Here is an 11,330-nt window from a genome sequence, read left to right on the forward strand (position 1 = left end):
TTTTTATAGTATTACATTATCTTACATTCGGATTTCTGTCCCATTCATCCTGCGGAATTGGGAAAAATAGTTTGGCTTCGGTTACGTTATAGTTTAAAGATGCGCCATTGCCATCTTTTTGTGCATTCATCACCGTTATTGCCCTTTTTGTACGTAGCAGGTCAAACCAGCGGTGACCTTCAAAAGCAAGCTCCAGTCTGCGTTCTTTTTCAATTACTAAGCGCATAGCCGTTTGGTTTGCAGCAGTTGTTGCTGGTAAATTTACACGCTTCCTCACCTGGTCTACCAGGGTTTTGGCTTGTGCCCAACCACCTGAATTTTGCTCGTTTAAAGCTTCTGCTTTTAGTAACAGGATATCAGCTAACCTAAGGATGTAACTGTTAGATTTATCGTCAGCCCTGTATTTATTAACATAAGGGTAATTGGCTTTCGACCAGTAATCATCTGCCCAGCCTTCACTAACAACGTTTTTGAAGCTAATGCTGGAGTTTCTTCTGATATTGTCATTTTCTGAGTTAAAAGCCGCTACCAGGTCATTTGTAGGCGTATTGAATCTTTTCCATCCTGTACCTACAATTACACTTGGCATCCAGTTACCATGGATACCGCCCCAGCCATCGTATTGCATTTCCCATATAGCTTCGCTATTGTTTTCATGTTGGGCATCCCACAAAGCATCATAACTGCTTACCAATGAATAACCACCAGAAATTACAGCATCACTATATTGCTGAACTTTTGCCCAATCTGGTGTAGGTTTTGAGGCGTATACCTTAGCTAATAAAGCATTAGCCACCCCTTTTGTTACAATACCTTTGTTGGGTACATTAATTGGTGCATTTGCGGCACCAAATTCTAAATCTTTAATGATTTGTGCATAAATGGCATCTACGCTAACTTTTGAAGGATAGAATTCTGCATCGTTGGTAGGTAAAGCCAGTACCAAAGGTACTGAACCCCATAAGCGTACAAGGTTAAAATACATGTAAGCCCTTAAAATGCTGGCTTCGCCAAGCATCTCATTTCTTCTATTGTTTACATCTAGTTTTGCGTCTTTAATGCTCGGTACATTGTTTAGTACAATGTTTGCATCCTTAATGTTGCTGTATAAACCATTCCAATCGCGGGTTAAGTTGCCGTTGGTAGAATTAGCGGTAAACTTATCAATGGCAATGTTAGCAGCATTATCACCGCCAGCATAAGCATTGTCTGACGTTACATCACCATTAGTCATGAAATCCCAAATGTGGTAATCGTTATACATGCCTGAATAGGCTCCCAACATAATTTTCTCTGCAGCTGCCGCATCTGCAAAGGCTATTTCAGGACCTACCTGCGAAACAGGTTCCTTGTCTAAGAAATCTTTTTTACAGCTTCCAAATGCCATTATCAGGGCACTTGCTGCTGCTATAGTATATATTTTAAATTTCATCTTCTGTTATATTTAAAAACCTACGTTAACACCAAATAAGAATGTTCTTGATTGTGGATAAGTTCCATAATCTACGCCCATAGAAGGCCCGTTTGCACTGTATTGGTTCACCTCAGGATCTAGTCCGCTGTATTTTGTGAAGGTTAACAAGTTGTAACCGGATGCATAGATCATGAAACGGCTCATTTTTAATTTTCCTAAAGCCATTTGGCCGAAATTGTAAGATATTGTCGCTGTTTTTAAGCGTAAATAAGAACCATCTTCAATAAACCTGCTCGAGGTTAAAGTATTAGAAGTGTTGTCTCTTGAAGCCCTAGGCATAGAAGTAACCTGACCGGGAGTTGTCCACCTGTCCAATACTGTAGCCAATTGGTTTTTGGAATCATTCATTCCTTCTAATTCCATTCTGGAAGCATTGAACATTTGATTGCCTTGTACACCCTGGAACAAGAAGCTTAAACCAAAATTGCCATAGCCAAAGGTGTTGTTAAGACCATAAGTGAAATCAGGCTGCGCATTGCCAATAAATGTGCGGTCATCTGTAGTGATTTTGTTGTCACCATTTAAATCTGAATAAACAATATCTCCTGTTGCAGGATTTACTCCCTCAGAAACATAACCGAAGAAACTACCTAATGGGCGACCAGTAACTACTCTGATCGCTGCATCGCGCTCATAAATTCCAGCAAAGTTAATGTTGTTTACCTTGTCGCCAAGGTCAGTTACCTTGTTTTTATTAATAGAAAAGTTCAAATCTGTAGACCAGGTAAATTTATCGCCGGTTACGTTTTTTGTAGAAAGTACAAATTCTATACCTTTGTTCTCCATGGCACCTACGTTGCTTACAATCTGGTTAAAGCCAACACTGGCAGGCAGTGGTTGATAAATTAACAAATCATTGGTTTTTTTAAGGTAAGCATCAGCAGTAAAAACCAGGCGACTGTTAAACATTGTTAAATCAAGACCAATATTGGTTTGCGTAGTGGTTTCCCATTTCAGCCTGTCGTTGCGTAGCTGGCTTAAGTTATAAGCACCTTCTGGAGTTGGCTGATAGAGCTCTAAATAAGCGTAATCACCGATGTTTTCGTCGTTACCTACTTTACCCCAACTAGCTCTTACTTTTAAGTCGTCAATAGATTCGCTGTCTTTAAGGAAGTTTTCTCCAGATATGCGCCATCCTACCGAGGCAGAAGGGAAATAACCGTAGCGGTTGGCTGGGCCGAAACGGGAAGAACCGTCGGCACGGAAATTAGAACTGAACAAATATTTGCCGTCGTAAGCATAAGTAAAACGGGCTAAATAAGAACGTTTAGACCATTGTGAGCCATTCGTTATTTGTTTTGGAATGGATTCACCCCGAGGTAATAATTCTTTATTTGGGCCTAAGAAATCACTTTCTGAATAAGGGGCGAACAAATAATTTGATTCTTGTAAAGTCATACCTGCTGTAGCAGTAATGGCATTTTTACCTACATTTTTCACGTAGCTTAAAATGTTTTCATTTAACCAAACGTGATCTTCAGTTTTGTTATTGTTATATAAACCACGTTGGTCTCTTCCATAAGTGGTAGAGAACGGATCAAGGAAATAAGTATAATAAGCATCTCTATTGTTGGCACTGATGCTTGATTTAAAAGATAAATCTTTTGTAAATTTTACTTCAGCTGCAAAAGAGCCAAGGAAACGAGTGTCTCTGTTGTTGTTTTGTGCTGCGAAAGCATTGGCAACCGGGTTTTCAGAACCGCCTTTATATGGATTAAAGGCATAAGATCCATCAGCAGCATAAATACCAATAGTGGGTGGTGTGGTTAAGGCAGATAAAATTGTGCCTCCTCTTGCCACGTTGGCATTGTCGCTTACATCTCTTGATTTATTAGACGTTAATGCAGCCGACGCAGTTAATTTTAACCAATCGGTTATGGGCTGTGAGCCATTAAAATGGAAAGTATATTTGTCTAATTTGGCTGGGGCTACAACACCTTTATCTTGTTGGTAACCGCTGGAAAAGGAGTATTGCCCTTTTTTAAAACCACCGGAAAAAGATAATTGGTAGTTGTTTTGAATTCCTGTACCGAAGGTTTCTTTCTGCCAGTCGGTGTTTTGGGTGCCTAAACCTGCCAAAGCATAACCCATATCGCCCATCAGGGCTGTATATTGGTCTTTGTTTAAGACATCCTGTTTTTGCCATAGGTTAGAAAAACCTGTAAAAGCATTAAAGGCTACACTTAATTTCTCTGTACCTTTTTTTGTCGTAATTAAAACTACGCCATTAGCACCACTTGATCCATAAATGGCTGCACCAGATGCATCCTTTAAAATGGTCATGCTTTCAATGTCTGATGGATTGATGAAACTTGCATCTCTTGAAGTTACGCCATCAATTACATACAGCGGACTGTTGGACGCGTTAATCGAAGTGTTACCGCGGATGGTGATGGAAATGCCTGCTCCTGGTTTACCAGACTGAGAGTTGATTTGTACGCCTGCTGCTTTACCTTGTATGGCTTGTAATGGATTGGTGACAGGCTGGTTTTCTAAATCTTTTGCCGATATAGATACCACTGCTGTTGTCAGGTCTTTTTTAGTTTGGGTGCCATAACCTACAACGACCACTTCATTCAACTGATTGTTATCTTCTGTCAGGGAAACGTTAATTGTCGTTTTGCCGCTGATGGCTTGCTCGATGGTTTTGAAACCGATGTAAGAAAAAGCAAGTGTAGCATCAGCAGGTGCGCTTAAGCTATATACACCATTTGAATTTGTCATTGCACCTTGTGCACTGCCTTTAACCTTTACGGATACACCTGGCAAAGGAAGGCCTTGTTCGTCTTTTACTTCACCTTTAACAGTGATGTCTTGTGCCATAGCTACCGAGAGACTACACAGGAGACAAACAATAAAAAGAGTAAACTTTTTTCTCATAATATTTGCTTTGTTTAATATAATTGGATGGCTAAAGTTAAGGCTTGTGAAGTTGTATTTGCAAGTAAAACACTAAAAATATTTTACGTAAATGATTGATAATCATTATGTTGTGTCGTATTTGATACGCTTTAACACCCTAGGCTTAAATAGGGCTTAACAGCTGATAAACAGTGTATATGCACCGTGTTTATCAAAGCCTGCTTTGGCATTCTGATACGCTTCCGTACCCTTGAAAATTTGAGCTGAATATTTTAAGTTTAATCAAGTACCAATACAGACCAGCCGTGTTTATTTGATTTTTTAAGCTTTGTTTTCTTTTCTTCCATCACTAATTTTATCCTTGATCCGTAAGTCCAGCAGGTGCTTTGCCTTAAGTTAAGGAGCTCGCCCAATTTGTGAGAAGAGATTTTTCCCTTGGTAGTATAGAGGAGAAAAACCATATAAAAAGCTTTGTTAATAGGGATCCTGGTGTTGTGAAAAATGGTATAAGTGGTTACCGATTCTTCATAACCGCATTTACTGCAACGCCTGCTACAGGTAATATGGCCAGGGTAAAAATGGGTATTTTTGCACTTACGGCAACTGTAACCGTCTTTCCATTTTAACTCTGAAAGGTAAATATTGCAGCTTTCTTTATCGGGGTAAATTTTACTGAATTCTTCGAAATCTACATCAGCCGACATTACCCTGTCGCGGGTTACTTTTTCTACATTGATTTGAAGCTCCTGGTTGTCTTGTTCCAGTAATGTATTCATCCTGGAGATTTCTTCTGCCTGTTGTTTTAGCTGGTCATTTGCATCCAGTAATTCACTGTTTTTGGCTTCAATTATGACTGACTTGTGGAAAACTTCTTTAGTGCGGGCTTCCACTTGTTTCTCCAGTTCCTGATTCAAGTTGTCTTTTAATTTCGCGTTAACGGCCATTTGTCTGATCATTTGCCGCTGTACAGTTTCTTTCTTACGTTTAAGAATGCTTACTTTATCGCCAATGGCAAAGGAAAGAAAAACCATTTCCATTACAAAACAGAAGCTTAAACTGTAATAACTTGCTACACCAAAATTTAACCATGCAAAGCCAAGCATGATTAATAATTTGAGCGTGAAACCAACAAATAGAAAACTATAACCTAACACGAAAAACCTTGCAGGCTGATAACCCTGTTTGTAAATATAGATGCCCGTAAAGAAAGCAACGGATAAGGGAATAAATTCTATAAACTTATAGTTGAACAGGTTTTGATTAAACAACAGGGAATAAAAGAATATAGCGATCCGTAAGCCAATAATCCACAAAATCAGTTGATTTAGTCTGGGGGCTTTTGCTGCTACAAATAAAAGGGATCGTGTAAATAATAAGGCAAAAATGCTGGTGCTGCAAAGGGCTACGGCAAAGGCTATTTGGTTCCAGTCGGGGCTGTTGGGCCATAAATATTGATAGGCAATACCATCGTTGCTCATCTCAAATAAGCCAACACTTAGATTGTAAAGTACATAATAAAGGTATTGTCTCTGACGCATGGAGATGAACATGATCAGGTTATAGAAACTGAAAACCAGGATCATTCCATAAAATATTCCGAAATAGAAATATTCATTCAAAGCATAGGAGATGAACCAGTCTACCGAACGGAGAACAATGATAATATCAGCAATTTGTGATGACTTAACCCTGAAATAATAGCTTTGTACCTCGTCGCTGTCATTGTCAATAGACAATTCAAAGTTTTTGTGACTTAACTCGCGCTCCCTGAATTTGTATCTGTCTCCAAATTCTTTTATTTTATAACTGCCGTCTTTTTGTGGAATATAAGCAGTGACGTAATCAATAGTTTGATCAAAAAACTCCAAAAGAAAATGTTTCTTTGCCTTACTGTTATGTTTGATGTTTATCCTGAACCAATAAGTGGTATGCAAGGCCAGGGTTTGAGGTGTGCTGCTTTTACTCGCTTGAAATTTCTTGCTGAAAGCCTTGCTGCTGACCTGTTCGAAGGTGTATTCCTCTTTAGGATCCTGCAGTAATTCAATTTGCTGGAAAGAAAATATTTCCTGTTTTAGGTTATCTTGTATCTCTACCGGAACCTGAGCTGAAGTTTTTGTAGCAAACAGCAATGCTATATAAAGCAATGCAAGATTGAAATTCCAAGGTTTTAGAAATACTGTCGCCATTTATTAAGCGAAGATAATATTTTCTTTTGAGCTTAACTTGCTTTTATAGTTTGTAAAGCAAGCGCTGACCTCTTGTTTCTCGCTATCAACAACCAGGCAAAAGCAGCACCGGTAAGCGCCATAAGCGTTCCTACAAAAACTGGTGAAGTATAATCGTAACCAGCAGCTAAAGGTATGCCTCCTAAAAAAGCACCTAGGGCATTTCCAATATTAAAACTCGCCTGGCTTACCGAAGCGGCAAGCATTTCAGAGCCTTTCGCTGTATTAATCATCAGCATTTGAATAGGAGAGGCTAATCCAAAGGCAACAGCTCCCGTTACAAAGGTCATGATTAAGGATAAAACCTGGTTTTCAGAAATGTAATGAACAATAGTAAGTGTAACTGCCATGCTGAGCAACAATACAACACAGGCCTTTGCTGGTGAAAAACGATCGGCAAGCCTGCCACCTATTAAATTGCCGACAAACATACCTAAGCCTGCAAGGATTAAAATGTAGGTTATAGAATCAGCAGAAAATCCCGAAACATCGGTAAGCAATGGGGCAATATAGCTGTACCATGAAAATAATCCGCCAGTCCCGATGGAAATCATTAAAATGATAACCCAAGCTTCAGGTAATTTAAAAAAGTTCAATTCCTGCTTGAGGTTACGGTTTTTTATTGCAGGTAAAGCAGGAAGCCAGTATTTTAAACTTAACAGCGTGGCTATTCCAACTATTACGACAATGACAAAGGTATAACGCCAAAGAAAGTGATGACCAATATAAGTTCCCAATGGTACGCCAGCAATATTAGCCACCGTTAAACCTGCAAACATTAATGATACGGCTTGTGCTTCTTTTCCTTTTTCAGCTAACTTGCTAGCTACAACAGAACCTACACCAAAAAATGCTCCGTGAGGTAAACCGGCCAATAGTCTGGCCAGAAAAAGTGTAGGGTAATCCGGTGCAAATGCCGATAATGCATTGAAAGCCGTAAACATCAGCATGAGGGCAATCAATATCTTCTTTGGTGGATAGCTTCCTGCAATAACAATGAGTAAGGGTGCGCCAATAACTACGCCTATAGCATAGGCCGAAATTAAGTGACCGGCCTGCGGAATGGTAATAGAAAGATCTGTAGCAATATCAGGTAACAGGCCCATCATTACGAATTCTGTAATACCAATTCCCAAGCCTCCTAAGGTTAAACTGTATAAACTTCTTTTCATTAGCGTATTTATGTAATAAAAGGTGATGAAGCTATTAAAAGCTTTTATTCCTTGTTTTTTGTAAGCTGTAAAGTTAAATAGGTTATTTATATACAAAGTTAGTGTATATAATACACTATGCAAAGAACTGTGATTTTATTGCTTTAATATGTTTTAAAGTGTGTAAAAGAGCTGAAGATTTTTACATTTTATTGTGTGTTAATTTTTTCTTTAAAAGCTTGTGTATTATTTTTGTTATGTTTAGATTTGGTTAATACCAAGGCGGTATAGCTTATTAATATTCATTAAACATGTTTCTTATGTAAAAAAATTGTATCTATTTTTTATTCAATCACTTAACCAAATATTTTATGTTTAAAAAACTACTTATTCTCAAAAGAAGAATCTTTCTTTTGTTTGCCTGCCTCCTCCTTTCGGTTGGAGCTATTGCACAAGTCAACATCACAGGAACAGTTTCCAGCAGTGATGATAAATTACCAATTATTGGAGCCTCGATTAAGGTGAAAGGCACAAGTCAGGGCACAATGACCAATACTAATGGCTCTTTTGCTTTAATTGCAAAAGCTACAGATGTTATTGTGATTTCTTACGTGGGTTATAAACCGACCGAAGTTACAATAGGAACCCAAACTTCTATTACCGTTGTATTAGAGGCAGAGGCTAATAAACTTACAGAAATTGTGGTGACAGGTTATACCAGTCAGCGGAAAAAAGATTTAACAGGAGCCGTATCAGTAGTTGATATTGCACAGTTAAAATCTGTTCCTGCAGCCAGTGCTGTGGAAGCTTTACAAGGTAAGGCTCCAGGTGTACAGATTGTTAACGATGGTGCGCCAGGTTCTACACCTCAAATTCGTGTCCGTGGGGTAACAACCATTAACAACAATGATCCATTGTATGTTGTGGATGGCGTACCTTATGAAGGAAAGTTAAGCTGGTTAAATCCAAATGACATTGAGAGCATGCAAGTGTTAAAAGATGCTTCTTCAGCATCAATTTATGGTGCTCGTGCAAACAATGGTGTTGTAATCATCACAACCAGAAAAGGAACCCAGGGTAGTGCACCAAAAATAACTTTCGATTCTTATTATGGTACTCAATCACCCCGGAAAAATACTTTTCCAAAAATGATGAACCCTTTGCAATATGCTCAATATCAGTATTCGCTTTTCACCAATGTAAAATTACCGGTGGTAGCAGGAACGAATTATGGTACTGGTGCAACCCCTACTTTGCCAGAATATCTGATAGCAGGTGATAAAAGTGGACAAGATGTGACTGCTGCAGCTGCAGATCCTTCAAAATATAGCCAAGATCCAAATAGTTTCTACCAGATTACCAAAGCCAATCAGCAGGGTACAAATTGGATGGAAGAAATAACTGAAAATGCACCCATACAAAATTATCAATTGAGTGCTGCCGGTGGTGGTGAAAATTCTACTTACAATTTTTCTTCCGGTTACCTGGATCAAAAAGGAACGATCAAATATACGGGCTTCAAGCGCTATAATGTTCGTGCCAACACTAGCGTAACTGCTTTGAATAAAAGACTTCGCTTTGGAGAAAACATACAATACAGTTATTCTGAAGGAGTTGGTTATGGTGTTAATACAAACACTTCCGGAAGCGCTCAGGGAGAGGGCAGTGCGATAGGCTGGGCTTACCGTATTCCAACTATTATTCCTGTTTATGATATCAAAGGAAATTTTGCAGGTAGCCGTGGAAGTCTATTAGGTAATGCCGAAAATCCATTAGCCACACTTTTCCGCGGAAAAGATAATATAAACAGAAGCAATTTCTTTTTCGGAAATGCCTTTGCAGAAGTTGACATTATCAAAGGATTAGTTGCCAAAACAAGTTTTGGTCTGCGTTATGAAAATTATAACGGCAGAAGCATGCGTTATCCCAATCTGGAGTTTTCTGAAGGTAACAACTCAAATAACTTGAATGAATATCAAGGATATACAACAGAATGGACCTGGACCAACACTTTAACTTACAGTAAAGTCTTTGCTGAAAAACACAGACTGAATTTATTGGCAGGTACTGAAGGTATTAAATCTACTAATCGCCAGTTAAATGCAGGACGTAATGATTTCTTCCTTTTGGGTGATCAAAATTATTATTACCTGAATGTGGGTTCTTCAAACATTAGCAATGCAAGTACAGGAAGTTTAGCTTCTCTATTCTCTTTATTTGGTCGTGCAGATTATGCTTTCAACGACAAGTATTTAGCGAGTGTGACCCTTCGTCGTGATGGATCATCTAACTTTGGACCTGAAAATAAATATGGTTATTTCCCAGCGGGAAGTTTAGCCTGGAGACTTTCTGAAGAAAGCTTCATTAAGGAAAATGCAACATGGGTAACTGACTTGAAACTTCGTGCAGGTTATGGTGAAACTGGTAACCAACGTATTCCGGGTTTCCAATACCTGAACAGGTACCAATCCTCTTTAACCTCTGCAGCTTATGGTTTTGGTGGTGGTAACAGCGTTACGACTGGGGTATGGCAAAATTCCTATTCCAATCCTGCTATCAAATGGGAAGGTTTAAGCTCAGTGAATTTAGGTTTGGATTTTACCTTATTTAATTCGGTTTTTGACGGTTCATTTGACTGGTACAATAAGAAAACCAGTGACATGCTTTATCCAGTGCCATTGCCATCAACAGCTGTTGGGATGGGAAATTCTCCATTTGTTAATGTTGGTGATATGAGTAATAAAGGTATAGAAATTGCCTTAGCCTATCATTATGGGAAAATAGAGGATAAGCCACTTAAATTTGATATAGGTTTTAACTTTTCAAAAAACGTAAACAAAATTGTTAAACTGGCTCCAGGAATTGATAATCAGCCTTATGGAAATTTTAGAAGTTTACAGACTAGTATTCTTCAGGCAGGACAACCATTTGGATCTTTTTATGGTTATGCTACAGATGGAATCTACCAAAGTGCAGCTGATTTAGCGGCAAGTCCTGTTTATTCAGGTGCTCGTATTGGTGGATTTAAATTTAAAGATGTAAATGGTGATGGTAAAGTTGATGCTGCAGACAGGACAATTATCGGAAACCCGAATCCGGATTTTCTTTACTCCTTTAGTGTAAATGCCTCTTATAAAAACTTCGACATTAACATGTTCTTCAATGGTTCTCAAGGCAATGACTTGTATGATGCCACCAGGTATTACACAGATTTCAACACCTTTGCTGGTGCAAGAAGTACAAGGTTATTAGATGCATGGAGTCCAACCAATCCAACTAGTATGATCCCTTCTGCAAGTATTCTGGCCTCCAGTTTTGAATACAATTCATCCAGTTATTTTGTACAGGATGGTAGTTTCTTCCGCATGAAGAATTTGCAGGTAGGCTATAATTTCGAAGCTGAAAAATTATTCGGTTCAAAATTAGGCATTAGTAAATTAAGAGTTTACGCCAGTGCAACTAACATTTTCACTTTAACAAAGTATAGTGGTCTAGATCCTGAAGTTAGTCAGACTTCAAGTACTTTCTCTGCACCAGGTGTAGATTTTGGGGTATACCCAAGTCCACGTCAATTTCTTTTAGGTTTAAGTGTAGGATTTTAATGAAAAAAATAGAAAA

5 protein-coding genes are annotated in these 11,330 nt (G+C 38.6%); 1 reads left to right on the plus strand and 4 read right to left on the minus strand.

Going from position 1 to position 11,330, the window contains the following annotated elements; genetic code table 11:
* Window positions 1–16: 16 nt before the first annotated feature.
* From AAKU52_RS00855 to AAKU52_RS00870, 4 genes are all read right to left on the minus strand, one after another.
* Window positions 17–1,432 carry a RagB/SusD family nutrient uptake outer membrane protein gene (locus AAKU52_RS00855; RefSeq protein WP_354329212.1) on the minus strand — a complete coding sequence of 472 codons (1,416 nt, stop codon included), beginning with the start codon at window positions 1,430–1,432 and terminating at the stop codon, window positions 17–19.
* A 12-nt stretch (window positions 1,433–1,444) separates the two neighbouring features.
* The gene (locus AAKU52_RS00860; RefSeq protein WP_354329214.1) at window positions 1,445–4,354 is read right to left on the minus strand and encodes a SusC/RagA family TonB-linked outer membrane protein; all 2,910 of its coding nucleotides are present in this window, start codon (window positions 4,352–4,354) and stop codon (window positions 1,445–1,447) included.
* Window positions 4,355–4,614: 260 nt separating this feature from the next.
* A complete protein-coding gene (locus AAKU52_RS00865; protein ID WP_354329216.1) occupies window positions 4,615–6,522 on the minus strand; it encodes a 7TM diverse intracellular signaling domain-containing protein in 1,908 nt (635 codons plus the stop codon).
* 32 nt (window positions 6,523–6,554) lie between these two features.
* Complete coding sequence (locus AAKU52_RS00870) at window positions 6,555–7,733, minus strand: MFS transporter (protein WP_354329218.1); 1,179 nt, start codon at window positions 7,731–7,733, stop codon at window positions 6,555–6,557.
* 350 nt (window positions 7,734–8,083) lie between these two features.
* Between AAKU52_RS00870 and AAKU52_RS00875 the strand changes: the two genes are divergently transcribed.
* On the plus strand, window positions 8,084–11,314 hold the full coding sequence (locus tag AAKU52_RS00875; protein WP_354329220.1) for a SusC/RagA family TonB-linked outer membrane protein: 3,231 nt from the start codon (window positions 8,084–8,086) through the stop codon (window positions 11,312–11,314).
* Window positions 11,315–11,330: the final 16 nt, after the last annotated feature.

Origin of the sequence: Pedobacter sp. CG_S7, assembly GCF_040544395.1 — a bacterium.
In the GTDB taxonomy this organism is placed as follows: Bacteria; Bacteroidota; Bacteroidia; order Sphingobacteriales; family Sphingobacteriaceae; genus Pedobacter.

What these genes read in the sequence shown, in the direction of transcription:
- AAKU52_RS00855 (WP_354329212.1), bottom strand. Translation starts at nt 1,432, where the DNA reads ATGAAATTTAAAATATATACTATAGCAGCAGCAAGTGCCCTGATAATG.
- AAKU52_RS00860 (WP_354329214.1), bottom strand. Translation starts at nt 4,354, where the DNA reads ATGAGAAAAAAGTTTACTCTTTTTATTGTTTGTCTCCTGTGTAGTCTC.
- AAKU52_RS00865 (WP_354329216.1), bottom strand. Translation starts at nt 6,522, where the DNA reads ATGGCGACAGTATTTCTAAAACCTTGGAATTTCAATCTTGCATTGCTT.
- AAKU52_RS00870 (WP_354329218.1), bottom strand. Translation starts at nt 7,733, where the DNA reads ATGAAAAGAAGTTTATACAGTTTAACCTTAGGAGGCTTGGGAATTGGT.
- AAKU52_RS00875 (WP_354329220.1), top strand. Translation starts at nt 8,084, where the DNA reads ATGTTTAAAAAACTACTTATTCTCAAAAGAAGAATCTTTCTTTTGTTT.